General features: G+C 62.7%; 24 protein-coding genes. 17 read left to right on the top strand and 7 right to left on the bottom strand.

The genetic code is table 11. From position 1 onward, the window contains the following. Positions 1-139 precede the first annotated feature (139 nt). Entirely contained in the window at positions 140-1,099 is a 960-nt protein-coding gene (locus J5M56_RS03155; RefSeq protein ID WP_207869686.1) for a 2-oxoglutarate and iron-dependent oxygenase domain-containing protein, read from the top strand. A gap of 9 nt (positions 1,100-1,108) precedes the next feature. Here the strand turns inward: J5M56_RS03155 and J5M56_RS03150 are convergent, their stop codons facing one another. Further along, positions 1,109-3,010: a potassium transporter Kup gene (locus tag J5M56_RS03150; RefSeq protein ID WP_186477889.1), complete on the bottom strand. Its 1,902-nt coding sequence runs from the start codon at positions 3,008-3,010 to the stop codon at positions 1,109-1,111. 246 nt (positions 3,011-3,256) lie between these two features. Here J5M56_RS03150 and J5M56_RS03145 point away from each other — a divergent pair, with 246 nt between their 5' ends. Together J5M56_RS03145 and J5M56_RS03140 are read left to right on the top strand one after the other, a co-directional pair. After that, positions 3,257-5,110 (top strand): ABC transporter ATP-binding protein, encoded by a 1,854-nt coding sequence (locus tag J5M56_RS03145; protein WP_186477890.1) that lies wholly within the window; start codon positions 3,257-3,259, stop codon positions 5,108-5,110. 163 nt (positions 5,111-5,273) lie between these two features. Then, entirely contained in the window at positions 5,274-6,500 is a 1,227-nt protein-coding gene (locus J5M56_RS03140) for an MFS transporter (protein ID WP_207869684.1), read from the top strand. Between the two features lie 403 nt (positions 6,501-6,903). Here the strand turns inward: J5M56_RS03140 and J5M56_RS03135 are convergent, their stop codons facing one another. After that, positions 6,904-7,308, bottom strand: a complete 405-nt coding sequence (locus J5M56_RS03135) for a DUF2251 domain-containing protein (protein WP_186477902.1) — start codon at positions 7,306-7,308, stop codon at positions 6,904-6,906. Between the two features lie 119 nt (positions 7,309-7,427). Continuing rightward, positions 7,428-8,198 carry an IclR family transcriptional regulator C-terminal domain-containing protein gene (locus J5M56_RS03130; RefSeq protein ID WP_207869682.1) on the bottom strand — a complete coding sequence of 257 codons (771 nt, stop codon included), beginning with the start codon at positions 8,196-8,198 and terminating at the stop codon, positions 7,428-7,430. Between the two features lie 144 nt (positions 8,199-8,342). On the opposite strand from J5M56_RS03130, the gene J5M56_RS03125 reads away from it, so the two are divergent. From J5M56_RS03125 to J5M56_RS03105, 5 genes are all read left to right on the top strand, one after another. Further along, the gene (locus tag J5M56_RS03125; protein WP_207869680.1) at positions 8,343-9,152 is read left to right on the top strand and encodes a shikimate dehydrogenase; all 810 of its coding nucleotides are present in this window, start codon (positions 8,343-8,345) and stop codon (positions 9,150-9,152) included. 4 nt (positions 9,153-9,156) lie between these two features. Next, positions 9,157-10,884, top strand: coding sequence for an FAD-dependent oxidoreductase (locus tag J5M56_RS03120; RefSeq protein WP_207869678.1), 1,728 nt, complete (start codon positions 9,157-9,159; stop codon positions 10,882-10,884). Beyond that, positions 10,869-11,189, top strand: coding sequence for an NIPSNAP family protein (locus J5M56_RS03115; RefSeq protein WP_060477015.1), 321 nt, complete (start codon positions 10,869-10,871; stop codon positions 11,187-11,189). The genes J5M56_RS03120 and J5M56_RS03115 overlap by 16 nt, the downstream gene beginning before the upstream one ends. A gap of 21 nt (positions 11,190-11,210) precedes the next feature. Continuing rightward, a complete protein-coding gene (locus J5M56_RS03110) occupies positions 11,211-12,884 on the top strand; it encodes an FAD-dependent oxidoreductase (RefSeq protein ID WP_207869677.1) in 1,674 nt (557 codons plus the stop codon). Positions 12,885-13,051: 167 nt separating this feature from the next. Continuing rightward, positions 13,052-14,374, top strand: coding sequence for an MFS transporter (locus tag J5M56_RS03105; protein ID WP_207869675.1), 1,323 nt, complete (start codon positions 13,052-13,054; stop codon positions 14,372-14,374). Positions 14,375-14,495: 121 nt separating this feature from the next. On the opposite strand, the gene J5M56_RS03100 is transcribed toward J5M56_RS03105, so the two are convergent. From J5M56_RS03100 to J5M56_RS03090, 3 genes are all read right to left on the bottom strand, one after another. Next, positions 14,496-15,311 carry a sugar phosphate isomerase/epimerase gene (locus tag J5M56_RS03100; RefSeq protein ID WP_186477908.1) on the bottom strand — a complete coding sequence of 272 codons (816 nt, stop codon included), beginning with the start codon at positions 15,309-15,311 and terminating at the stop codon, positions 14,496-14,498. 21 nt (positions 15,312-15,332) lie between these two features. Continuing rightward, on the bottom strand, positions 15,333-16,385 hold the full coding sequence (locus tag J5M56_RS03095) for a Gfo/Idh/MocA family oxidoreductase (RefSeq protein ID WP_207869673.1): 1,053 nt from the start codon (positions 16,383-16,385) through the stop codon (positions 15,333-15,335). Between the two features lie 138 nt (positions 16,386-16,523). Beyond that, positions 16,524-17,300, bottom strand: coding sequence for an IclR family transcriptional regulator (locus J5M56_RS03090; RefSeq protein ID WP_207869671.1), 777 nt, complete (start codon positions 17,298-17,300; stop codon positions 16,524-16,526). A gap of 183 nt (positions 17,301-17,483) precedes the next feature. Between J5M56_RS03090 and J5M56_RS03085 the strand changes: the two genes are divergently transcribed. The 6 genes from J5M56_RS03085 to J5M56_RS03060 all read left to right on the top strand — a co-directional run bounded on the left by J5M56_RS03085 (position 17,484) and on the right by J5M56_RS03060 (position 21,677). Further along, positions 17,484-19,196, top strand: a complete 1,713-nt coding sequence (locus J5M56_RS03085) for an FAD-dependent oxidoreductase (RefSeq protein ID WP_186477911.1) — start codon at positions 17,484-17,486, stop codon at positions 19,194-19,196. A gap of 97 nt (positions 19,197-19,293) precedes the next feature. Further along, positions 19,294-19,680, top strand: a complete 387-nt coding sequence (locus J5M56_RS03080) for a DUF202 domain-containing protein (protein WP_202884451.1) — start codon at positions 19,294-19,296, stop codon at positions 19,678-19,680. After that, entirely contained in the window at positions 19,673-20,002 is a 330-nt protein-coding gene (locus tag J5M56_RS03075) for a DUF202 domain-containing protein (RefSeq protein ID WP_207869669.1), read from the top strand. The genes J5M56_RS03080 and J5M56_RS03075 overlap by 8 nt, the downstream gene beginning before the upstream one ends. 128 nt (positions 20,003-20,130) lie before the next feature. Beyond that, complete coding sequence (locus J5M56_RS03070; protein WP_186477913.1) at positions 20,131-20,376, top strand: hypothetical protein; 246 nt, start codon at positions 20,131-20,133, stop codon at positions 20,374-20,376. Positions 20,377-20,473: 97 nt separating this feature from the next. Continuing rightward, on the top strand, positions 20,474-20,860 hold the full coding sequence (locus J5M56_RS03065; protein ID WP_207869667.1) for a VOC family protein: 387 nt from the start codon (positions 20,474-20,476) through the stop codon (positions 20,858-20,860). Between the two features lie 97 nt (positions 20,861-20,957). Continuing rightward, positions 20,958-21,677 (top strand): TorF family putative porin, encoded by a 720-nt coding sequence (locus J5M56_RS03060; RefSeq protein ID WP_207869665.1) that lies wholly within the window; start codon positions 20,958-20,960, stop codon positions 21,675-21,677. A gap of 22 nt (positions 21,678-21,699) precedes the next feature. Here J5M56_RS03060 and J5M56_RS03055 read toward each other — a convergent pair whose 3' ends face one another. After that, on the bottom strand, positions 21,700-22,593 hold the full coding sequence (locus J5M56_RS03055; protein WP_207869663.1) for a LysR family transcriptional regulator: 894 nt from the start codon (positions 22,591-22,593) through the stop codon (positions 21,700-21,702). A 125-nt stretch (positions 22,594-22,718) separates the two neighbouring features. Here J5M56_RS03055 and J5M56_RS03050 point away from each other — a divergent pair, with 125 nt between their 5' ends. From J5M56_RS03050 to J5M56_RS03040, 3 genes are all read left to right on the top strand, one after another. After that, on the top strand, positions 22,719-23,558 hold the full coding sequence (locus J5M56_RS03050; RefSeq protein WP_207869661.1) for a MaoC family dehydratase N-terminal domain-containing protein: 840 nt from the start codon (positions 22,719-22,721) through the stop codon (positions 23,556-23,558). A 21-nt stretch (positions 23,559-23,579) separates the two neighbouring features. After that, positions 23,580-24,743, top strand: coding sequence for an acyl-CoA dehydrogenase family protein (locus tag J5M56_RS03045; RefSeq protein ID WP_207869659.1), 1,164 nt, complete (start codon positions 23,580-23,582; stop codon positions 24,741-24,743). Positions 24,744-24,753: 10 nt separating this feature from the next. Beyond that, positions 24,754-25,887, top strand: a 1,134-nt coding sequence (locus tag J5M56_RS03040) for an MmgE/PrpD family protein (protein WP_207869657.1), incomplete at its 3' end; no start/stop codon positions are given.

The raw sequence follows: 25,887 nt of genomic DNA, 5'->3' as shown, positions 1-25,887 counted from the left end.
TGCGCGCCGTGCCCTGGGAGCGGCTTTAGCCGCGAAGATTGCCTCGCGACCTTAGCCACCGGCTTTGCCGGTATTCGCGGGTAACCCACACGAAGGGCCGCCCAAGAGATCTTGTCAATTGCAGCATTTCGGAGACCTGATGAATACACTGCCGATCATCGACATCGCCCCGCTTTATCAGCACGACCCCGCCGCTCGCCAGGCCGTGGCTCGGCAAATCGACGCCGCTTGCCGCCACTGGGGTTTCTATTACATAAAAGGCCACCCTATCACCGCCCAGCGTATCGCCGAACTCACAGCGGCGGCCAAGGATTTCTTCGCCCGACCCAACGAGGAAAAACTGCGCATCGACATCACCCGCAGCGCCCACCACCGGGGGTATGGGGCCATCGCTACCGAACAGCTCGACCCGAGCCGCCCTAGCGACCTCAAAGAAACCTTCGACATGGGGCTGCACATGGCGGCCGATCACCCTGATGTGCTGGCCGGTAAACCGCTGCGCGGGCCCAATCGGCATCCGGCCATTGCCGGCTGGGAAACCTTGCTGCAACAACACTACCAAGACATGCACGCCCTCTCTCTGACTTTGTTGAGGGCCATGGCCGAGGCATTGGGTATCGAGCAGGACTTTTTCGACCAGCGCTTTGCCGAGCCCATCAGCGTGCTGCGCATGATCCACTACCCACCCCGCCAAAGGGCCAGCAGCAGCGAGCAGCAAGGAGCCGGTGCCCATACCGACTACGGCTGCATCACCCTGCTGTATCAGGACAACGCCGGCGGCCTGCAAGTGCGCAGCCGCGATGGTCAATGGATCGATGCCCCTCCCATCGAGGGGACCTATGTGGTGAACATCGGCGACATGATGGCGCGCTGGAGCAATGACCGCTATACCTCGACGCCGCATCGGGTGATCAGCCCGCTGGGGGTGGACCGCTACTCGATGCCGTTCTTCGCCGAACCGCATCCGGACACCGAGATCAGTTGCCTGCCGAACTGCTCGAGCAGCGCTAACCCGGCCAAATATCCGCCGGTTTCATGCAGCGCCTACATGCTTTCACGATTTGCCGAAACCTACGCCTACCGCCGTGAAGCGCTCTGAGTGCAGCCGTCACATCTCGACCTGGGTACCCAGTTCGATCACCCGGTTCAACGGCAACTGGAAATACCTGAGGTTGCTGTTGGCGTTTTTCAGCAAGAAGGCGAACAGCTGCTCGCGCCAACGTGCCATTGCATTGTGGTTGCCGGCGACCACGGTTTCGCGACTGAGAAAATAGGTGGTACGCATGGCACCGAATGCCAGGTCAGCATTGGGGTAACGGCTCAATGCCAAAGGTACGTTGGGCTCTTCCATGAAGCCGAAGTGGAGGCTTACCCGGTAGAACCCGTCACCGCAAGCTTCGACCTCAAACCGCTTGCTGGCAGGGATACGCGGCTCGTCCGCGAACACCACGGTGAGCAGCACCACTTGCTCGTGCAATACCTGGTTATGCAGTAGGTTGTGCAGCAATGCGTGGGGTACTGCCTCGGGCCGCGCACAGAGGAACACGGCCGTGCCACTGACCCGGTGCGGTGGCTGTGCCTGCAGGCTGGCGATGAACAGCCCAAGGGGCAGCGCGTGTTCATCCAACCGCTCGACGATGATCGTGCGTCCGCGCTTCCAGGTGGTCATCAACACGAATAGCGCCACGCCGGCAATCACCGGGAAGGCGCCTCCCTGCAACACTTTTGGAGCGTTGGCGGCAAAGTACAAGCTGTCGACCACCAGCAAAGCCAGCAACAGCGGCACCGCCAGCCAGCGTGGCGCCTTCCATAGCAGCAGTACCACGGCCGACGCCAGCAGCGTGGTGATCAGCATGGTGCCGGTCACCGCCACACCATAGGCCGCGGCCAGTGCCCCGGATGACTCGAAGCCCACCACCAGCAGCACCACGCCGACCATCAGCGCCCAGTTGACCACGCCGATGTAAATCTGCCCTTGCTCCTGGCTTGAGGTGTGCTGGATGAACATACGTGGCACATAACCGAGCTGAATGGCCTGACGCGTCATGGAAAACGCACCGGAAATCACAGCCTGGGAAGCGATAATGGTGGCCATCGTGGCCAACCCGACCATTGGCAGCAGCGCCCAGTCAGGGGCCAGCAGGTAGAACGGGTTACGCACCGCTTGCGGGTCGCTAAGGATCAATGCACCTTGGCCGAAGTAATTCAGCACCAAGCCTGGTAGCACCAGCACAAACCAGGCGCGAGCAATCGGTTTGCGGCCGAAGTGGCCCATGTCGGCATACAGCGCTTCAGCGCCGGTCAGCGCCAGCACCACGGCGCCAAGAATGGCTACGCCCATGCCTGGGTGCAGGATGAAGAACTTGACGGCCCAGACCGGGCTCAGCGCCTGCAAAACTTGCGGATGCTGGGCGATACCGTGCACCCCCAGCGCGGCGAGCACCACGAACCACAACACCATGATCGGCCCGAACAGAATGCCGATGCGTGCGGTGCCATGCCTCTGAATCAGGAACAAGGCCACGAGCACCAGCACCGCTAGCGGCACGACCCAGTGATCGATGCCGTCATACGCCAGTTGCAAGCCCTCCACTGCCGACAACACCGAAATGGCCGGGGTGATCATGCTATCGCCGTAGAACAGCGCTGCACCGAACAGGCCGAGCAGCACCAACCCCCGCCCCAGCCGCTTGTAGGGCGCCGCGGCGCGGTGCGCCAGCGCGGTCAGGGCCATGATGCCACCCTCGCCCTGGTTGTCAGCGCGCAGGATGAACAACACGTATTTGAGCGATACCACCCACACCAGCGACCAAAGCACCAGCGACAGCACACCGAGCACCCCTGCGTTGTTGGCCTGCACCCCGTAGTGCCCGGCAAATACCTCTTTGAGGGTGTACAAAGGGCTGGTGCCGATGTCGCCGTAAACCACCCCTACCGCCGCGATCAGCAGGCCGAGCGAGTTGGATTTATTGGGTTGGGCAGGATTTGCTAAAGCGGCGGGGTGGCTCACGACGGGACTCTCTGACGGGCGATTGTGATAGGCATGCCATCCCTGGGCAGCGCGCCGCCAGTATCGTTTCAAGGCGCCGAGCCTGCCGTAAAAAGCGCGTAAAAAATGCAGGACACTGGCCTGCCGTAGGCCCACTCCCAACTGCGCCAAGGTGCTGTATCGTTACCGGTCGGGCCGAGCTGGGTGAACATTACGGCCGTCGCCCTTGTCGCAAGTAAGCGAAATTGCGCATTTTGGAGATTCAACATGTTTCGCGTCTTTGAACGCTGGCTCGACCCATTTCCACCGGACGAGGTGCCCCCACCCCCGGCTGGCCTGCTGCGCTTTCTGTGGGCCTGCACCCGCGGTGCCCGTGGCTATATCCTGGCGCTGGCGCTGTTCAGCGCAGGGGTGTCGATATACGAAGCCTGGCTGTTTTCCTTCCTTGGCCAAGTGGTCGACCTGCTGTCGAACTGGCAGGTGGGCGGCGGCGTGAGCGCCGAGGAGCGCCGCGTACTTTGGGGGGTGGGGCTGCTGCTGGTGGCCAGTATTGCCTTGGTCGGCTTGCGTACGCTCATGCAGCACCAGGTGCTGGCGATCAACTTACCCCTGCGTCTGCGTTGGGACTTCCATCGGCTGATGCTGCGCCAGAGCCTGTCGTTCTTCTCCGACGAATTTTCCGGTCGAGTCACCACCAAGGTGATGCAAACCGCGTTGGCCGTGCGCGAGGTGTTGTTCACGGTCATCGAAATCCTGCCGGGCATCGGCGTGTACTTCATTGCAATCATCGCCCTGGCAGGCGGCTTCGCCGCCAAGCTGATGCTACCGTTCATTGCCTGGCTCGGCCTGTTCGGCCTGGCGATGCTGTATTTCGTCCCTCGCCTTGGCAAGGTCGGCCAGGAACAGGCCCACGCCCGTTCCTCGATGACCGGCCGGGTTTCCGACGCCTATACCAACATCACCACTGTGAAGCTGTTCTCCCACTCAAAGCGCGAAGCACACTTTGCCCGCGCGGCAATGGAAGACTTCAAGCAAACCGGTTTTCGCCAGATGCGCCTGGTCAGCCAGTTCGAAATCGTCAACCAGGCGTTGGTGGTCGGGCTGATTTTCGGCGCCGGCGGCTACGCGCTTTGGCTATGGCATCAGGGCCAAGTAGGCACCGGCGCGGTCGCCGCGATCACCGCCATGGCCCTGCGCATCAATGGCATGTCGCATTGGATCATGTGGCAAATGACCTCACTGTTCGAAAACATCGGCACAGTGCAGGACGGCATGGCCACCCTCACCCGCGGCCCCAAGGTGCAGGACGCACCGAACGCTGGTGTGCTGCAAACCCGCGGCGGTGCGGTGACGTTCGACAACGTCAGCTTCAACTACAACGGCGAGCGCCAGGTACTCGATGGCTTGAGCCTGACCATCGCCCCTGGCGAAAAAGTCGGCCTGGTGGGCCGCTCCGGTGCAGGCAAGTCGACGCTCATAAACCTGCTGCTGCGCTTCTATGATGTGGACCACGGCCAAATCCTGATCGATGGGCAGAACATTGCCCAGGTCACCCAGGACAGCCTGCGCAGCGCTATCGGCATGGTGACCCAGGATACTTCGCTGCTTCACCGCTCGATTCGCGACAACATCGCCTATGGCCGCCCGGATGCCAGTGAGGAGCAGGTCCGGCGCGCCGCCATCAACGCCCAGGCCGATGGCTTCATTCGCCAACTCAGCGACCGGGACGGCCACAGCGGTTATGACACGCTGGTGGGCGAGCGCGGCATCAAGCTCTCCGGTGGCCAGCGGCAACGCATCGCCATCGCCAGGGTGATGCTCAAGAACGCCCCGATCCTGCTGCTGGACGAAGCTACCAGCGCGCTGGACTCTGAAGTGGAGGTCGCCATTCAGGAGAGCCTGGACGAGATGATGCAGGGCAAGACGGTGATCGCCATCGCCCACCGGCTGTCCACCATCGCCGCCATGGACCGGTTGATCGTCATGGACGAGGGGCGAATCATCGAGCAAGGCACCCACAGCGAGCTGCTGGCCAGGAACGGCACCTATGCAAGGCTCTGGCAGCACCAGAGCGGCGGGTTCTTGGGTGAGGAACAGGGAATGGCCGAGGTGTTGGAGTGAGCTAAGCCGGCAACGGCCGCTCTAACCCGGCTGTTCCATCGATCAGGCTGATGATTACTATCGAGCGCCGCGCCTGTCTGCCTGACTAGGCCGGCCTCTATAATCGCGATCCGTTTTCCTCCCCCTCGTCGGCAACCGGCGACCTCACCTTGGGATTTGCAGCATGCCAAGCGTCAAACCGGCCTCTGAAGGCCTTCCCGAACACAATCAACAGAGCGTCAAACAGCAATGGCTGGCGATCCTCTCGGTCGCGGTGGGCGCTTTCGCCCTGGTCACTAGCGAATTTCTGCCTGTCGGCGTACTCAACGACGTGGCCAGCGACCTGGGCATCAGCGCCGGCCATGCCGGCTTGATGGTGACCCTGCCCGGCATCATGGCTGCACTGGCGGCACCGCTTCTGTCGGTGGGTATCGGTGCCTTGGACCGGCGCTATCTGCTGATTGGCCTGACACTGATCATGATCATCGCCAACTCGGTGGTGGCCTATGCCAGTGACTTCAGCCTGCTGCTGTTCGGGCGTGTGTTGCTGGGGGTCAGTATCGGTGGCTTCTGGGCCACGGCCATCGCCCTGAGCGGTCGCTTGGCGCCTGATGGCGTGAGCGTGGCCCGGGCCACGTCCATCATCATGGCCGGGGTGACCTTGGCAACGGTGCTGGGCGTGCCGGTGGGCACCTGGTTGAGCGGTTTGATGGGCTGGCGCATGACGTTCCTGGTCACCGCACTGCTCGGCGTGCCGGTTGTATTGGCGCAGGTGTTCCTGCTACCGCGGCTGAACCCGGACAAAGCCATCCACATCCGCGACCTGCCGGCGCTGTTCATCAACCCGCAAGCACGGGTGGGCTTGATTGCCGTGCTGCTGATCGGCCTGGCGCATTTTGCCGCTTACACCTACGTGGCCCCGTTCTTCAAGCAGAGCTCGGGCTTCGATGGCTCGACCATTGGTTCGCTGCTGCTGCTTTACGGAGTGGCCGGCGTGATCGGTAACCTGTTCGCAGGCTACGCCGCCAATCAGAGCGTGCGCCATACCCTGATGCTGGTGGCGGTCATGATCGGCGTCAGCACTGCGTTGTTCCCTTATTTTGCAACAGGCCTGACAGGTGCGGCGATGCTGATCGCATTGTGGGGCTTCGCCTTCGGCGCGTTCCCGGCTTGCTCCAGCATCTGGATGTTCGTGGTGGCGCCCAAGGATGTCGAACGTGGCATGCCGCTGTTCGTGGCCATGTTCCAGGTGATCATCGCGCTGGGTTCGTTCTTTGGCGGGCGTATCGTCGATCAGCTGGGCAGTTCGGTGCTGCTGAGCCTGGCCACCGCGCTGGTGGGCTGCGGCTTCGTCACGGTGCTGGTACTGGGGCGTAATGTCAGCAACAGCCTGGCGGTGCAAGGCAGCTGAGGCCTGGCAAACGCTTGCGGTGAACCTCGTCGGGGGCGCGTGTCGCGACGCGCCATTGATTCGTCCCGATGAGTCATATTGATGCCTCCCAGGCTTGAGTCTAATAGTAAGGTATCTGCCTGGGGAGGCACACATCATGCAATCCAGATTCGTGATCGTTCCGGCTGTGGCCATGGAAAAAGCACTTGTTCAACCTGGATCTCGGTCTTTTGCCGCTGCCGCATCGTGCGGTTACGACATCTACGACAATCAGGAAAAATTACGCCTCACGCCGAGTTACGCGACCAAGTCGCTGGCAGAGGCTGCGCGCTCGGAACTTGCGGGCCAATGCTCCAAGCCAGACGAACTGATCCCATTGCCCCGGCTTGATGCCAACCCCTCAGGCAGCGCCCTTTGCAGCCCATCAGGCAAAATGCCTTAGTGCACTGTCATCCCATTGCTGCCCAGTTTGCGACCAGCCGTTGTGCATGGGCAGCGGGAAGCCGGTACGGCACTGGCCTTGCCTGGCTTCGAAGTCGAAGACCGCATGGGGATAGTCATTGATCAGCAGCAGAGCCTTGCGGTGGTCCTCGGACCAGGCAATCTTGACCTGCGAGGGTTTGTCCTTATCTGCGACGCTGTCCACGTCATAGATGTGCAGTGCGGTCTGGATCGGGTTGCCAGTGCTGGCAGTATCGAGCGCGTAGAAATAGCCCGTTTCCTCATCGTCCTCGAACACCACGACGTACGTACCTTCCCCGGCCGGCGCCTCGAGCACCAACCCATCACCTACGAATAACTCGTTCTGTGCAGCAAGATAGGCAGGCATGCAGGCGTTCCTTTTCCATTGACTGGGCCTTGATCATGCACAGCATCCGACACTGGCCGCAAGGGAAACCGACTGGCTGGCCCGTGACCTGGCACAGCGGGCGCCATAGGCTTGTTGGCTCAATCCAGTACCGGCCTGAGCAAAGCCTGCGCCTCGTATAAAGTCGCCAGGTAGCGCATGCGCATTTCTTCGATGCTCAGCCTTGAGGCATGGGTGGTGATGGTCAAGGTAGCCTTGAGCGTGCCGCTGCGGTCCAGTAGCGGTACGCCCAGTACGCGCATGCCGATTTCATATTCCTGGTCAACGATGCTGTAGCCCTGCTCGCGCACCTGCTGCAACTGCGCGCGCAATTGCCCCTTGTCGGTCAGGGTATAGGGCGTCAGCGCAGGCAACGGGTTGCGCGCAAAGTAGTCGTCCAGCTGCGTCTGTGGCTGCCATGCCAGCCAAACCCTGCCACTGGCGGTGCAGTACATGGGCACCCGCGAGCCCGGGCGGATCGACAGCGATGCGATGTGGCTATAACGGCTGCGTACCAGATGAATGATCTCGTCGCCGTCACGGCTGCCCACCGATACGTGCTCCTGGGTTTGCCGAGCCACCTGCTCGACGATCGGCCGCAGCATGCGCGGCAATTGCGCCGAATCGACATAGGCCTGGCCAATACGCAAGGCCTTGGGCGTCAGCCAGTACTGCCGATTGTCGGTTTCGGCAAACCCTTCATGTACCAGGGTCAACAGAAAACGCCGGGCGGCGCTTGGGGTCAAGCCTGACTGCCTGGCCGCCTGGGGCACGCTCAAGCGTGGCTGCTCGGTGGTGAACAGTTGCATCAGCGCCAGGCCTTTCTGCAAGCCGGCGATGAGATCGCGAGGGTGAATGTCTGGCTGGGGCATGGTTGAGCTCGTGCTGATTGACGACTAATGCGATTACCGAATCGTGAGTGCGATTATCGCATCAAACCCTCGATTAGCGCATTGTCCGATGCTGGTCGCCTCGCCAAGCTTGGCTCCCATAACAACAACATCATGGAGCACAGCATGATCCGAGGTTCTACAGAACTGGTCGCCATCGTCGGTTCGCCGATCGCCCAGGTTAAGTCGCCGGAGAATTTCAACACCTGGTTCGCCAACCAAGCCCTGGACATGGCGATGCTGCCTATCGACCTGCAGGAAACCGCGCTGGACGCGTTCGTCGATAGCTTGCGTGGCTGGCGCAACCTGCGCGGCTGCGTGGTCACTGTGCCCTATAAGCAGGCGCTGGCCCCGCGGCTAGATGCGCTGAGTGGTCGGGCCGAGGCGCTGGGATCGGTCAACGTGATCCGACGCGAAGCCGATGGCCGGCTGCTTGGCGACAACGTCGATGGCGCAGGTTTTCTGGGGGCGGCACGCCTGCATGGCTTCTTAGCCAGCGGCAAGCGGGCGCTGATACTGGGCTGCGGGGGGGTCGGCAGTGCGATCGCCTACGCATTGGCTGAAGCAGGGATCCACGGCATCACCCTCAGCGACCCCTGCGCCGAGCGCGTCGGGGCGTTGAGTGAAATGCTCGGCAATGCCTTCGGGCAGCTGGCTGTCGCGACTGATTACCACTCGCTGCAAGGGTTCGACCTGGTGGTCAACGCCTCTGCGGTCGGTATGGGGTGCAGCGGCGAGCTACCGTTGCCCTCGGCACTGCTGGCAACCCTGGCAGCCTCGACCCTGGTGGCTGACGTCGTCACTTCACCGGAAATCACCCCGCTGCTGCAACAGGCCCGTGAACGCGGCTGCCCGATCCAGACCGGGGCCCAAATGGCCTTCGCCCAGCTGGGCCACCTCGGCGCCTTCATGGGCGTCACACCGCTGGAGATCTGAGGCCATGAGCATTAGCGAACGGACACAGTTCGATCTGGTTGTCCTGGGCAGCGGAGCCGGCGGGTTGGCCACTGCGGCCACCGCGTCCCGTCTTGGGCTCAAGGTGCTGGTGGTGGAAAAGGCCGAACGCTTTGGCGGTACCTCGGCGATTTCCGGCGGTGCGGTCTGGATCCACGGCAGCGATCAGGCCCGTGCGGGCGGGGCCCAGGACTCCCCCGAGGCCATGCGTACCTACTTGAAGGCGGTCATCGGCAGCGGTTACAACCCGCCATTGGTGGAGGCGTTCATCGAGCAAGGTCACCAGGCCCTGAGATGGCTTGAGCGCAACACCGAACTGCGCTACAGCTTGCGCCCGCACTCGCCGGACTACTATCCCGACCAACCCGGTGCGACCGAGTTCGGCCGCGCGCTGGAGATGGTCGAATACGACGGCCGCCATTTGGGTGCGCACTTCAAGGACCTCCAAATGCCACCACCAGGCATGCTGCTGTTCGGCGGCATGATGGTCAACCGTGTGGACATCCAGCACTTTCTCAACCTGCGTCGTTCGCCGGCTTCACTGTGGCACTGCCTGAAGCTCATGGCACGCTATGGGTGGGATCGGCTGCACCACCCGCGTGGCACCCGCCTGACCACTGGCAACGCAATGATCGCCCGGCTGGCCAGCAGCGCTTTCGCTCACGGCTGCCAGTTGTGGTTGCGCAGTGAAGCGCAAGAACTGGTGATCGAACAGGGTGAGGTCACAGGCGTTATCGTCCAACGCGAGGGCCGCACCCTTGAAGTACAAGCCCGAGGTGGTGTGGTCTGCGCAATGGGGGGCTTTGCCGCTGGGCAGTTGGCGGCCACCTACCGCCCCGATGCCGCCGGCGAGCACCTGAGCATGTCGCCGCCGAGCAATGATGGCGCAGCGCTGCGCCTGGGCGAGCCGGTAGCCGCCGCGCACGGCCAAGACCTGGCGGCGAATTTTTTCTGGGCGCCGGTATCGCAGTTGCGCCATGCCAATGGTGAGCGCGAACGCTTCCCGCACTTGGTCACCGACCGCGCCAAGCCAGGTGTGATCGCAGTCGACCCTGGCGGGCGGCGTTTCGTCAACGAGTCCAACTCTTATCATCACTTCGTGCAGTCCATGCTCAGCAACGGCATTGGCCATTGCTGGTTGATCTGCGACGCCTGGGCCATGAACCGCTATGGCCTGGGGCTGGCACGGCCAAAGCCGGTGGACAACAGCGCGTTGATCGATGCCGGCTACTTGCACCGCGCCGCCAGCGTAGCCGATCTGGCGCAAGCGATCTGTGTCGATCCACACGTCTTGCAGCAGACGCTTGACCGCTTCAACACCGATGCCCGCAACGGCATCGACCCCCAGTTCGGCAAGGGCGGCAACAGCTACAACCGTTACATGGGCGACCCACAGCACCAGCCCAACCCCTGCCTGGCCCCGCTGAGCAAGGCGCCGTTCTATGCCATCCGCCTGCACACTGGCGACCTGGGTTCGGCATGTGGCCTGCTCACCGACGCCAACGCCAATGTGCTCAACCGCAGCGGCGCTGCGATTGCCGGGCTCTATGCCGTAGGCAACGACATGAACTCGATGATGAACGGTACCTATCCTGGCCCCGGTATCACCCTGGGCCCTGCCCTTACCTTCGGCTGGCTCGCCGCCCGCCATATCGCCTCGCGCCTGCAGGCGCCAGCCACTGAACGGGAGCAACCCACGTGTACTACGAACTGAGAACCTACACCCTCGACCCGCTGAAAATGGCGGACTGGCTGGCCCTGTATCAGCGTCACGCCCTTGAAGTGCAAAGCGAGCATTTGGGCAACCTTGTGGGCTTTTTCACCAGTGAATTCGGCGAGGTCAACCAAGTGGTTCATCTCTGGGCATACGCAAGCCTGGACGAGCGCATGGCGCGGCGTGCCGCGATGGCAGCCGACCCACGCTGGGCGGAGTTTTCCCGGCGCAACCGGGAATTGGGCGCCGTGTTGCAGCTGCAATCGCGGCTGCTGCGGCCCACTGGTTTTTCGCCGCTCAAATAGCACGCCTATAAGGATCAACCCATGCAACCCCTCGACTGTGACGTACTTGTCATCGGCTCCGGCGCCTCGGGCCTGGCCGCCGCCGTAACGGCCGCGCACCACGGGCTGAGCGTGATCGTTGCGGAAAAGGCCAGCCAGCTCGGCGGCACCAGCGCCTGGTCGGGGGGCTGGCTATGGATTGCGCGTAATCCGCTGGCCGTCGCCGAGGGCATCATCGAAGCGCACGATGCGCCGGAGCGTTACCTGCGGGCACAGACCCACAGCGCTGAACTGGATGCTCGCCAGCGTGCGTTTCTGCAACATGGTCCGCAGATGGTAGCGTTCTTCCAGCAACACACCGCGGTGCAGTTTCAGTCCGGCAGCACGATGCCCGATATGCGTGAAGGCGATGGCAGTTCGGCTGGCGGGCGCTTATTGTGCGCCCAGCCCTACGACGGCCGTTTGCTGGGCCAATGGCTACACAAGCTGCGCCCACCTTTGGATATCGTCAGCCTGGCGGGTATGGGCATCGCAGGTGGCGCTGACCTGGCTGCCTTCTTCAATGCCCGTCACTCCCCCAAAGCCGCCTGGCACGTCGGCAAACGCCTGCTGCGTCACGGGCGCGATCTGTTGCTGCACCGCCGGGGCCTGCATCTGGTCAACGGCAACGCGCTGGTTGCGCGGTTGTTGCGCAGCGCGCTGGACCGTGAGGTCACGCTACTCACTGACAAAGCAGCTACACGCTTGCTCGGCGCTGAACGTATCGAGGGCGCACAGTTCGCCGATGGCCAGGTCATCCGGGCACGTCGTGGCGTGGTCCTGGCCTGTGGCGGCTTTGCCCATGACCGCCAGCGCATCGCCCAGCTGATGCCTCATGCACCTGATGGCCTAGCACATTACTCTGCCGCCCCGCCCCACAATTGTGGGGATGGCCTGCGCCTGGGTGAACAGGTTGGCGGCCAGCTTGGCCCGCAGTTGCCACAAGCCGGCGCCTGGGCGCCCATATCACGCGTCCCACGCCGCGACGGCAGTGTTGCCAACTTTCCGCACCTGATCGATCGAGCCAAGCCAGGCTTCATCGCCGTGCGCCGGGATGGCCGGCGTTTCGTCAACGAAGCCGATTGCTATCACGATTTCATGAACGCCCTGTTCGCCGCCTCCCCCCCTGGCCAAGCCCCTGAGGCATGGCTGATCTGCGACCATCGCGCACAACGGCGTTACGGCATCGGCTGGGCCAAGCCGTTCCCGTTCCCGCTCGGCGCTTACCAGCGCTGTGGTTATCTGCTCAGCGCCGAGACCTTGGCTGAGCTGGCGCAACGTTGTGGCATTGATGCTGCGCAACTGCAGCTCACCGTCGCCGCGTTCAACCGCCATGCCGCACATGGCCAGGACCCGGTCTTCCAACGCGGCAGCTCGGCTTACAACAGGGCCCAGGGCGAGCCGTTGCATGGGCCCAACCCTGCCTTGCGGCCACTGGGCCGCGGGCCGTTTCATGCGGTGAAACTGCTGCCAGGCAGCCTTGGCACATTCGCCGGTCTGCAAACCGATGCCGTGGCACGCGTACTGGATGAAGTGCAGCAGCCGATTCCTGGCCTGTTCGCGGTCGGCAACGACATGCACAGCATCATGGCTGGGCATTATCCTAGTGGCGGTATCACCCTGGGCCCGGGCATGACCTTCGGCTACCTGGCTGGCAAAGCGCTCTGCGAGCTATGAGCTAGGCGCACAATCGTTCGGTTATCGAACAAAAGCCGGCCACTGCGAATTGACGCTCGCCCTTGCACTGCCCACCATGCACCGGCCTTGCGTGTAGCCCCCTGCCTGGGGCCAGGTCAGGTTCTGCAAACCGCCGTTCTATACAATTTCAAGAAACGACCGAGAATATGAACCACTCCAAGCTCTCCAGCGCGAGCCTGCAGCTGCCTGCTGCTGGCATCGGCGACAAGATCCGCGGCGCCTTTGCCGTAGGCAAGACGCGATGGGGCATGCTCGCCTTGGTGTTTTTCGCCACTACCCTGAACTACATCGACCGCGCCGCCCTGGGCATCATGCAGCCGGAACTGGCCAAGGCCATGAACTGGACGGCGATGGACTACGCCAACATCAACTTCTGGTTCCAGGTCGGCTATGCCGTTGGCTTCGTGCTCCAGGGCCGGCTGATCGACAAGGTTGGGGTCAAACGCGCCTTCTTCGCTGCCGTGCTGCTCTGGAGCCTGGCCACCGGCGCCCATGGCCTGGCGACGTCTGCGGCTGGTTTCATGGTCTGCCGTTTCATCCTGGGCCTGACCGAAGCGGCCAACTATCCAGCCTGCGTCAAGACCGTACGCCTGTGGTTCCCTGCCGGTGAACGCGCCATCGCCACTGGCCTGTTCAACGCTGGCACCAACGTCGGTGCCATGGTCACCCCGGCCCTGCTGCCGCTGATTCTCACCGTCTGGGGCTGGCAGGCTGCGTTCATCGCCATGGGTTGCCTGGGCCTGGTCTGGCTGGTGTTCTGGAGCCTCAAGTACTTCAACCCGCAAGAACACCCAAAGGTCAGCCAACGTGAACTGGACTACATCGAACAGGACGCAGAACCGGAGGTGGCGCGCCTGCCTTTTAGCCGTATCCTCGGCATGCGCGGCACCTGGGCCTTTGCCGTAGCCTACGCGATCACTGCGCCGGTGTTCTGGTTCTACCTATACTGGCTGCCGCCTTTCCTCAACCAGCAGTACAACTTGGGCATCAGTGTGACCCAGATGGGGGTGCCACTGATGCTGATCTGGCTGACCGCAGACTTCGGCAGCATCGGTGGCGGCATCCTCTCATCGTGGCTGATCGGGCGAGGCGTACGCGCAACCACCGCGCGGCTGGTGTCGATGCTGATCTTCGCCTGCACCATGGTCAGCGTGACCTTCGCTGCCCATGCCAGCGGGCTGTGGATGGCAGTGCTGGCCATCGCCTTGGCGGTGGGGGCGCATCAGGCATGGACTGCGAACATCTGGAGCCTGGTGATGGACTACACGCCCAAGCACCTGATCAGCACGGTATTCGGTTTTGCCAGCATGTGTGCAGCGGTTGGCGGCATGTTCATGACGCAGATCGTCGGCAGCGTGTTGATGGCCACCCACAACAACTATGCCGTGCTGTTCACTTTGATTCCGGCCATGTACTTCCTGGCGCTGATATGGATGTACTTCATGGCGCCGCGCAAACTCCAGGCCTGACTTACGTAAAGTCCTGGCAGTTGCTGGGCCTGTCCGAGTGATATCAGTCCGTAACGCCAATTGGGGCCGCGTTGCGGCCCCAATGCATGAGCATGAAACGTTGGAATACTGGCGATGAACGCTAGCGCCTTGCGAGCACCGCTCGGGCCTTGTCCAGTGCCATGCGCGCCCGCTGCTCAGCACTGATGCCCTGCTCCATCAATTGGCGGGTTGGGATTTCCAGGCTCAAGGGCACCGTCGCCGGCAAGGCGCGCAGCAGCCCCACCAGGTCAGCATCGCCATCACCTGGGAAACGCCGCTCATTGCGCGCCTGGCGCAGGATCTCCTCCATCTCGGCAGGCACAGGGCCTGCCACGTCGCACAACTGGGCGTAGCGCATGCGCGATGGCGGCAGCTGTGCAAGATCCTCCAGCGAACACCGCGAACGGTTGAAGTGAAACGCATCGACCAGCACACAGCCATTGGCCCGATCGGCGTTGGCCACCACTTCCATGGCCTGGCGCAGGTCGCGCACGTCGGTCCAAGGCATGAATTCCAGATGCGGATAGATGCCATAACCGGCAGCCAGGTCGCACAGTTGCGCAAAGTGCTCAGTCAGGCGAGCGCTATCGGAGTCGTTGCCAGCCACCAGCAGCTCTGAGCCGCCAAGCTCCGCGCCAACCGCTAATATCGGTTCGAAATCAGCTACGCAGGTATCGGGCTTGAGCCTGAGGATTTCCAGGTCGAGCACCTTGATGCCAGTGTCGCGAAGGCGTGCCTTCGTTTGGCGGCGCAGCTGTGGGTCTGCCACCAGCGGGAAGTGCTGCTCCTGCTCGGTGGCCGGGACCAGGCGCAAGCCCACATGGGTGTAACCGGCACGGGCTGCTACCTCCACCATGTCTGGTGGGGACAGCTCGAGCACGGTCAACGCCGCGAGAGAGAAAATTCGATCGGTCATGTCAGTACCTTGGGAAAATAATCAGGCGATCAACGCAGGGGCACAGGCCCGGCCGGTTTCGGCAGCCTCGCGGATGGCATCGACCAGCGCCAGCGTGCGACCGCCATCGGCGGCATCGATCAACGGTGCCTCACGGCCTTGGGCTACGCGGATGAAGTGCTGCAATTGCAAGGTCAGGGCTTGGCCTGCAGGTATGCTTTCGCGGCTTTGCAGCAAAGGCGTATGCCAGCCCGAGCCTGCCTCGGCGTAATGCCAGCGTTTGAGCTGCGGAATGCTCATTGCCCCTTGGGTGCCAGCGAGCAAGTAGCAAGGTTGGCCCTCCTGACGCGGATAAACCGGGCTTTCACCTGAGTCCAGCTCCCAGCTCCACGGCGCGGCCACCGCGTCGGACCCCGTCAGGCTGCCCAGCGCGCCGTTGGCGAACTGCAGCAGCACCGCGGCGCTGTCTTCATTGGCGAAGCCGCGCACGTCGTTACGGGTGAACGCCTGCACCTGGACGACTTCCCCACACAGAAAGCGCAGCAGGTCCAGGTCGTGGATCAAGTTGGTCAGTAGAAAGCCCGCGCCGGGTTCGCGGCGCCAGGGCGTTTCGAAGTAGCTGTCGGGTTTTTGCAACTGCCAGAGGGCAGTGACGTTGACCAATCGGCCCAGCTTGCCTTGCTCGATCACCTCGCGGGCTTTGGTGATCAGCGGGTTGTGCCGCCGATGATGACCGACCAGCACTGGCACGTTCCGCTTACGCGAGGCCTCTACCAAACTACGCACTTCATCCAGGTGCACGCCCACGGGCTTTTCCACCAGCACCGGTATGCCGGCCTCCACACAATCCAGGGCGCAAGCCACATGCAGGTTGTTAGGGTTGGCGACGATCACAGCGTCTGGCCTGGCGTGCTCGAGCATCTTCCGGTGGTCGGCATAATAGGCAGCCCCACATTGGGCAGCGAAAGCCTCGGCTTGCGGGCCAGGATCTGCCACGGCGCATAGCCGGGCCTGGGGCAACTGGCTCAGGTGCTGGTAGTGCTGGCGGCCCATGATTCCCGCGCCGATCAAGGCAACTCGTAAGGGTGAATTCAACGCACTGTCCTCTTGTCATTGTTGTGATGCGATTATGAAACTGGGTTCCGGAATCGCATATGCACAATGTAGAACCAAGTTCAGTTATTCAGAACGGTGAGAACGTAGGACTGTGCGGTTATCGACCACAAATTGACCTTAGGCGAAGATCTCACTGGCTGGGCTGGCGGCGGACAGCTCTTGTGCCGCGCTCAACAGCAACGGCGCAAGGTCCGCCAGCCGAGCTTGCGCCAGGCGGGCGCTGGGGCCGGCAACACTGAGCACGCCAATCACTTCACCACCCTGTGGGCGGCGCACCACCGCGGCCAGCGCCGAGGTGCCTATCGCAGAGGTTTGCTCGACCCAGGCATAGCCCCGTTGGCGGGCTTGGTGCAGGTAAGCCAATAGCTCGTCCATGGACCTCGGCGCATTGGGGCCGAACTGGGCAGGGTCGGCGATGCCCTGGCGCAACACCATCTGCACGGCTTGCTCGTCGCTGAGGCTGGCAAGCCAAGCGTGCCCGGAAGCGGTATAGAACAATGGCGCATCGCGGCCCATGTCGGGGTCGTAACGCAGGCCGGAACGGGCACCTTGCGACTTGGCGATCCAGGTCTGGCGGTTGCCCTCGACCACCCCCAGGCGCACCAGTTCACCACTTTCCTGGGCCAAGCGATCAAGAATGGGCTGAATGATGTCGGCGCCGCTACTGGATAGGTAACGGAAGCCCAACGCCACCAGTTTGGCCGATAACTGATAGCGGCTGTTGTCGCGGTTCTGACGCACGTAGCCAAGGCGCACCAGTTCACTGAGCATGCGGTGGGCTGCGCTCTTTGGAATGTCCAGACGTTCTGCCAAGGCTTGCAGCCCCAAGCCATGGGGCTCGCCGGTCAAGCTCTCGACAATACTGAAAGCGCGTTCGATCTGACTACCTGCCATACCTGTATCCCTGCAATTTTTTGCGGATTCTAGAAGATCATTCCATCTGGAAGATATGAATTCAGCGGCAGAAACCTGAGAGTGTCCGCTAATCGACCACAACTTGTGGTTCCAGGTTGCCGAATCGCCTATACCTTCGAATATTATGGAACTCGATTCCAATAATAACCCGGAGAACCCTCGATGCCTGCCCAATCCTTCCCAAGCGACTGCGACGTACTGGTGGTCGGCTCTGGCGCAGCCGGCCTGGCTGCGGCCGTTACGGCTGCCTGGCATGGGCAAAAGGTCGTGCTGGTGGAAAAAGACCCCGTCTTCGGTGGTGCCACCGCCTGGTCCGGGGGCTGGGCATGGGTGCCCCGCAACCCGCTGGCCCAGCGCGCAGGCATCTGCGAAGACATCGAGCAGCCGCGTACCTACCTGCGCAACGAACTGGGCACACGCTATGACGCTGAGCGCGTGGATGCGTTTCTGGAAGCTTGCCCACACATGGTCGCGTTCTTCGAACGGCACACCACGTTGCAATTTGCAGACGGCAACGGCATCCCCGACATGCACGGTGACACCCCTGGCGCTGCACTCGGGGGCCATCAGGTGATAGCCGCCCCTTACGATGCCCGCCAGCTTGGCGCGCTGCTCCCGCGCCTGCGCAAGACCCTGCGGGAAACCTCGTTCATGGGCATGCCAATCATGGCCGGCGCTGACCTGGCAGCGTTCCTCAACATGACGCGCTCACCGCGTGCCTTGTTGCATGTGGGCAAACGCTTCGCTCGTCACCTGTATCATCTGGCCCGCTATGGTCGCGCCATGCATTTGGTCAACGGCGTTGCGCTGGTGGCACGGCTGGCCAAATCCGCCGAAGACCTGGGTGTGCGAATGATCGAGTCGACCGCGGCCAAAAGCCTGCTGCTCAAGGACGGTAAGGTGCAAGGCGCAGTACTGGACACCGCACAGGGCGAGCGAACAATACGCGCCAGAGCCGTGATATTGGCTGCCGGAGGCTTCCCCAACGACGCTGAACGCCGTCGGCAACTGTTCCCGCGTGACGACAGCGGCTACGACAACCTAGCCCTGCCGCCACCGTCCTGCTCAGGCGACGGTTTACGCCTGGGTGAAGCGGCCGGCGGTGTGGTAGCCACCGACCTGAAGTCACCGGTTGCCTGGGCACCGGTTTCGGAAGTCCCCCACCGCGACGGCAGCACAGGCCATTTTCCGCACATCATCGAACGGGGCAAGCCCGGAATCATCGGCGTATTGGCCAACGGCAAGCGCTTCGTCAATGAAGCGCACGGCTACTACGACTACGTATCAGCGATGATCGAAGCCGTGCCAGCGGGCGAGCCGGTGTGCTCCTGGCTGATCTGCGACCACCGCTTCGTGCGGCGCTTCGGCCTGGGCTATGTGCGCCCTGCACCATTACCCCTGGGCGCGCATCTGCGTAGTGGTTACCTCAAACGCGGCCAGACGCTGGCTGACTTGGCCAAGGCATGCGGTATCGACCCTGCTGGGCTGAGCGCCACCGTGGCAGACTTCAACCTACACGCACGCCAGGGCCAGGACCCAGCCTTCGGCCGTGGCTCGACCCCGTTCAACCGCAAGCAGGGCGACCCCATGCACCCAGGGCCCAACCCATGCGTGGCGCCCATCGAGCATGGGCCGTTCTACGCTGTGAAGGTGCAACCCGGCTGCTTCGGCACGTTCGCCGGGCTGCGCACTGATGGCCACGCGCGGGTGCTGAACGAGGCCGGCCAGCCAATCAATGGGTTGTACGCGGCCGGCACCGACATGGCCAGCATCTTCGGCGGCTGGTACCCGTCTGGCGGCATCAACCTTGGGCCGGCGCTGACCTTCGGCTACGTCGCGGCAAGGCATATCAGCGGCGTCACCGCCTATGAATAGCGCCAGCGGTTGGCAAATCATGGACAGGGGCTAGGTTTGCCAATCAAACTGGGCGGGCCGACTGCATACCGACCTTATCCAAGGAGGACGATTGCCTTTGAACAAGCCCCCAGAACCTTCCCGCGGCTGGCTGGCCAGCAAGCTCCTGGCGAATGGCCAGGAACCTGATCCACGTTTCACCCTGGCCAACGAGCGCACCTTCCTGGCCTGGATCAGAACCTCCCTGGCGCTGCTGGCCAGCGGTATAGCCGTGGACATGTTCACTGCCGAGATCTTCAGCTCCGGCACCCGGCGCCTGCTGGCGGTGGCCTTGATCAGCTTGGCCTTGCTCTTGAGCCTGCCGGCGTTCGGACGCTGGCTCAACGTAGAGCGGGCCATGCGCCATAAACGGCCGCTGCCCTTCCCTCTGATTGCACCAGCGCTGTCGATCGGCGTATCGCTGGTGATGGCGTTTTTTGCCTACGCGGTGTTCTTCCATGCCTGACCCGACGCGCCTGCAGGCCGATGACGGCTTGCAGCCGGAGCGCACACTGCTGGCATGGCGTCGGACCATTCTGGCCATGGTGGTGTGCAGCTGCTTCTTTTTACGCTGGGTCCCGCAGCATGGCTGGCTGGCCGTAGGCCCAGCGATAGTCTGCCTGCTGGCCGCTGGCGCCGCCTGGTTGCGGTTACGGCGCAGCTATCAACGCAACCTGATCGGCCTGCAGGCCGAAATCATCGCATCCGGGGTGACGGTGAACCTCTTGTTGGCCGTCTGCGTGACGGTGCTGTGCGCCGTGGAGTTGTTCGCGATTCTGGCCTGGTAGCCCAGAGGCCTAGCGGGCGGCCTGCCTGGCTCGATAGTCACTATCGACAGCACCAATTTCTATCCCAAACCGGCATTCAATAACCTACCTCCATCGATTCATACCGACCGAATCCCGGAGCTTGCCCAATGAATACCTCGGCCCGCCTGCTGCTCACTGCAATCGCCGCTATCGCTGTGCTCAGCGGCTGCGCCAGCCACCCTGAACTGCGCCCATACACCCCCCAAGAGTCCCGGCAACTGCAACTGGAAGCAATCCAGCGCCACGGCCTGTCGCTGGAAGAATATGAACTGCGCAAACGCGTGATTGAGCGATCTGCCAACGAGCAAGTGATTACCGAGCGCAGCGAAGATCAAGGTGGTGCCCAAGGTTGACCCAGCGAACGCCGCCCGCAGGTTGCGGTAATAACATCGGTTAGGCTATGAAACACCGTCTGCCTGGCCCAAGCGCAACATGACCCGAGGATGCCCAATGATCGACCACCTGGACCACCTGGTACTGACGACCATCGACGTCGATGCGTGCAGCGACTTCTACACACGTGTGCTGGGCATGCAGCGCGAAACATTCGGTGCTGGGCGGTTGGCGTTTCGCTTCGGCAACCAGAAGATCAACGTGCATGTGCGCGGCCATGAGTTCGAGCCCAAGGCGCATCTACCCGTGCCCGGCGCGCTGGACCTTTGCTTTATCGCCAGCATTGCTCTGGATGAGGTGATTGCCCGCCTGCATGCAGCGCCTTGGCCTATCGTTGAAGGCCCCGTGCAGCGCACCGGTGCGACCGGCCCGATCCGCTCGGTGTATGTACGCGATCCCGACCTGAACCTGATCGAGATCGCCGAACCCCTGCCTGTTGGCTAGCACAGCTTGGCAGCCTCCAGTCACGTGCGGCTGGCCGAGGTGGACCGCCTAAAGGTATCCTTACCCGCTCAAGAGCAAGCCTTCCAGGACGGTGACCATGACCAGGCCCCTTCTGTTGCTGACTGCGGCGCTCCTTACGAGCCCGGCATTGCACGCGCAACTGATCCAGCGCCAATTGGGCGATTTCGACTTCAAGCTTGGTACCACCCCGTCGCGCAGCATGGCCCAGGGGTTGATCTCGCCGACTGCGGTGGGCGCTTTTCACGGCGGGCTGGACCTTAGCCACTCCAGCGGCTGGTACATTGGCCAGTACGCACCCAGCATGGGCGTTGCGCCGGACTCAACCCTGCGCCTGGACAGCTACACCGGCTACAAGCACCACTTCGACAATACCCTGGGTTACGAGGTGGGCCTGGTTCACTACAGCCAGCCGAACATCGCCGGTGCCGAAAGCTTTGCCCTCTACGGCGGGCTGTCGATATTGGGCAGCCGCTTCGGGGGTGCTTGGCGTGATAACCCGGACAACCGCACCGGCACGCTATTCGCCGACTTCGGCCAGTTGCCCTTGTTCGACGTGGACCTGACCGTCAAGCTCGCCCACCATCGCCTGGGAACACCCTTCACACTCGGTGACGGTAGCCAGATCAACGGCTTTTCCGACTGGTCGCTTGAGCTGTCGCGACCCTGGCTTGGTATCGATCTCAACCTGATCTACAGCAACTCCAACCTCAGCGGCAGCGGCTGCGATGCCTATGCCGGTATCAACAGCGCCTGCGAAAGCATGGTGACCCTCAAAGCCCAACGCAGCTTTTTCTGAGTTACAAGCCCCAGCGCCGGCATCAGCCCGCGCTGGCTGGCATCAGTGTCGCGATCAACGCCCGTACCGTGCCCGGCAAAGCCTGCAGCTCACGCACCAGGATGCTGCGCTCGCGCACGGCCCACGGCTCGTCCAGGTCGATGGTGACCAGCTCCATGGTCTGGCTATGCCGGATGGCGGCAGATTCGGGGATGATACCGATGCCCACCCCGGCTTCCACCAGCCGGCAGATGGCCTCGAAGCTCGACAGCTGAATCCGTAGCGAGAGGTTCAGGCCCATACGTTCCACATGGTCACGTAGAAAACTCAGCAAGGTGCTGCCGTCGTGCAGGCCGATGTGCTGGAAAGCCAGGGTCTGCTTGAACGTCACGGTCTTGCGCCCGGCCAGCTCGTGGGCCGTCGGTACGATCAGCACCAGCCTGTCGGTACTGAAATGCAGCACCTGCAAGCCGCTGGCTTCCACGGGCCCGGCGATGATGCCCATATCGCTGCTGCCATCGAGTACGCCCCGCACGATGTCCCGCGACAGGCGCTCCTGCAGGTCGACGGTGACCCCGGGGCGTTTGGCCATGAAGCCGGCAAGCACTTCTGGCAAAAATTCGGTGACGGCGGTGGTGTTGGCGAAGATCCGAATATGCCCCACCTGGTCGGTGCCGAACTGAGCGAACTCAGCTTTGAGGTAGTCGACCTGACGCATGATCAAACGGGCATGCATCAACAACTTCTGCCCTGCAGGGGTCAATTCTACGCCCCGGCTGTCACGGTACAGCAGGCGGCTATCGAGCTGTGCTTCCAAGGCCTTGATCCGGCCACTGGCGGCCGCTGGCGAGAGAAACGCCCGACGCGCGCCCTGGGTGAGGCTCGGTGACTCGCCGATATGGATGAAAAGCCGCAGGTCTGCCAGATCAAAGTGCATAGACGCTCCAGTGGATGGCGTGGCGTTCAGCATACATGAACGCGGCCTTATACAAATGCAAATTCACAGAATGCCAAGCACCTTCCATCATCGGCCCATAACAACAAATGCAGAGGCCCACGGTTATGACTGCTTGCCACTCGCCCATCGACTACAGCGCCTGGAAGGGGCGTACCGAGGATGCCGTCGATGAATTGAGCCTGAACCTGATCAAGCGCATTGCCGCCACCTTTGGGCAAACCCCACCCGCCGCAGGGCAACCCCTTCCAGCTTTATGGATGTGGTGCTTCTTCCAGGAACCAGTGGCCGAGTCACAGCTAGGCGGTGACGGCCACCCGGCTCGCGGCGGTTTCCTACCCCCGGCCGACAACCGTAACCGCATGTGGGCTGGCGGGCGGGTCGACTTCATCGCACCCTTGATCGTTGGCGCGCAGGCCCAGCGCCGCTCGACCCTGCTGCACATCGAGCAAAAGCATGGCCGCACGGGCGCCCTGCTGTTTGTCACAGTGCGTCATGAGTACCTGCAGAACGGGCAGCTGTGCGTGCGTGAAGAACAGGACATCGTGTACCGCGAACCCAACCCACCGAAGCTGCACAGCGCCCCGGCAGAAGCCCCGGCCGATTGGAGCGAAACGGTGACGCCCACACCCACCCTGTTGTTCCGGTATTCCGCCGTCACCTTCAACGGCCACCGCATCCACTACGACTACCCCTACGTCACCGGCACCGAAGGCTACGCAGGCTTAGTGGTGCACGGCCCGATGATTGCCACGTTGAACCTACAAGCGTTCATGCGCGCCAACCCAGGCAAGCAGGTGCGCCACTTCGCCTACCGCGGCGTGCGCCCGCTGACCGTGCCGGGGGCGTTCGAGGTGGCCGGCCGCATCAGTGCACCCGGCCAGGCCCGGCTGTGGGCTGGCAATGCCGACGGCGTGGCGCAAAGCGCAGACGTGGTTTTTGACTGATACCTGACTGGGAATCCCCGCATGCATACGTACGACAGCGATGACCTGAACGCCATCCGCGAGGGCGTGCGCGCCTTGTGCGCCGAGTTCGACGCCAGCTACTGGCGCAAGATCGATGAACAAAAAGCCTTCCCGCAAGCGTTCGTCAAAGCCATGACCGACGCTGGCTGGCTGTCGGCGATGATCCCCGAGGCGTATGGCGGCTCGGGGCTGGGGTTGGCAGAGGCCTCGGTTATTCTTGAGGAGGTCAACGCCTGCGGCGGCAACTCCGGTACGGTGCACGGGCAGATGTACAACATGTTCACCCTGCTGCGCCATGGCAGCGAGGAACAAAAGCGCCACTACCTGCCCAAGCTCGCCAGCGGTGAGCTGCGGCTGCAGTCGATGGGCGTGACGGAACCGACCACCGGGACCGACACCACCAAGATCAAGACCACGGCCGTGCGCCAAGGTGACAAGTACCTGATCAATGGCCAGAAGGTCTGGATCTCGCGGATTCAACACTCAGATCTGATGATTCTACTGGCGCGCACCACGCCCCTGCCTGAGGTGAAGAAAAAATCCGAAGGCATGTCGATTTTCCTGGTCGACTTGCGCCAGGCCATCGGAAACGGCCTGACAGTGCAGCCGATCGCCAACATGGTCAACCATGAAACCAACGAGCTGTTCTTCGACAATCTGGAGCTGCCTGTCAGCAGCCTGATCGGCGAAGAAGGCAAAGGCTTTCGCTACATCCTCGATGGCCTCAACGCCGAGCGCACACTGATCGCTGCCGAGTGCATCGGCGATGGCCGCTGGTTCATCGAAAAAGCCAGCGCCTATGCCCGCGACCGGGTAGTGTTCGGCCGCCCGATCGGGCAGAACCAAGGCGTGCAGTTCCCCATCGCCGAAGCCCACATCGAGCTTGAGGCAGCGGACCTGATGCGCTGGCGCGCCTGCGCCGAATACGACAGCGGGCAGAACGCCGGGGCCAGTGCGAACATGGCCAAGTACCTGGCCGCCAAAGCTTCCTGGGAGGCGGCCAATGCCTGCCTGCAGACCCACGGCGGCTTCGGCTTTGCCTGCGAATACGATGTGGAGCGCAAGTTCCGCGAAACCCGCCTGTACCAAGTGGCGCCGATCTCTACCAACCTGATCCTGTCGTACGTGGCCGAGCATCTGCTCGAGCTGCCGCGTAGTTTCTGAGGGCCTGTTCATGCAGCATACACATGCTTTGGCGGGCTTCCTTGCCGACCTGCACTACGCCCAGATCCCCAGCCCGGTATTGGACCGTACCGAAGACCTGTTCCTCGATTGGCTCGGCTCGGCCCTGGCCAGCCAGGGCGCGCACCCGATCCCGCTGTTCGAGCGCTATGCCCAGCGCATGGGCCCCGCCGAAGGCCGGGCTCGGGTGCTGACCAGTGGGCGCAGCTCTTCAGCCTACTTTGCCGCGCTGGTCAACGGCGCCGCCTCGCACTTGGTGGAACAGGACGACCTGCATAACAGCTCGGTGCTGCACCCAGCAACCGTGGTGTTCTCGGCCGTTCTGGCGGCAGCCCAAGACCTGGGCAAGTCAGGCAAGGCCTTGTTGCTGGCGGCCGTGGCCGGTTACGAAGCGGGCATTCGTATCGGTGAATTCCTCGGCCGCTCGCATTACCGGGTTTTCCACACCACCGCCACCGTCGGCACGCTGGCAGCAGCGGTGGGCGTCGGCAAACTGTTGGGCTTTGACAAAGAGCAGTTCATCAACCTGCTGGGCACTGCCGGCACCCAGGCTGCGGGGCTTTGGGAGTTTCTGCGCGATGCGGCCGACTCCAAGCAGTTGCACACCGCCAAGGCCGCCGCCGATGGCCTGCTAGCCGCTTACCTGACTGCCGATGGGCTGAGCGGCGCACGCAATATTCTCGAAGGTGACCAGGGCCTTGCTGCCGGCATGTCCAGCGACGCTGACCCGGCTCGCCTCAGCGACCGGCTGGGCACACGCTGGGCACTGGCGGAAACCTCCTTCAAGTTCCATGCCTCCTGCCGCCACACCCATCCCGCCGCTGACGCGCTGCTGCACTTGATGCAGCGCGAAGGCCTGAGCCACGAGCACATCGCCAAGGTGGTCACCCGCGTGCACCAGGGCGCCCTTGATGTGCTGGGCCGAGTCAGCGTGCCGAGCACCGTGCACCAGGCCAAGTTTTCCATGGGCACGGTGCTTGGCCTGATCGCCGTGCATGGCAGTGCCCAGCTTCTGGAGTTCCGCGACCTGGCACTGACCGACCCGCACGTCGCCAGCCTGCGCGACAAGGTCGAAATGCAACTGGACGCTGAAGTGGATGCCGCCTACCCGGCGCGCTGGCTGGGG

Origin of the sequence: Pseudomonas sp. 51_B, assembly GCF_017491595.1 — a bacterium.
GTDB lineage: Bacteria > Pseudomonadota > Gammaproteobacteria > Pseudomonadales > Pseudomonadaceae > Aquipseudomonas > Aquipseudomonas promysalinigenes.
The sequence above is the reverse complement of the archived record's forward strand: the minus strand, read 5'-3'. Positions and strand labels throughout refer to the sequence as shown.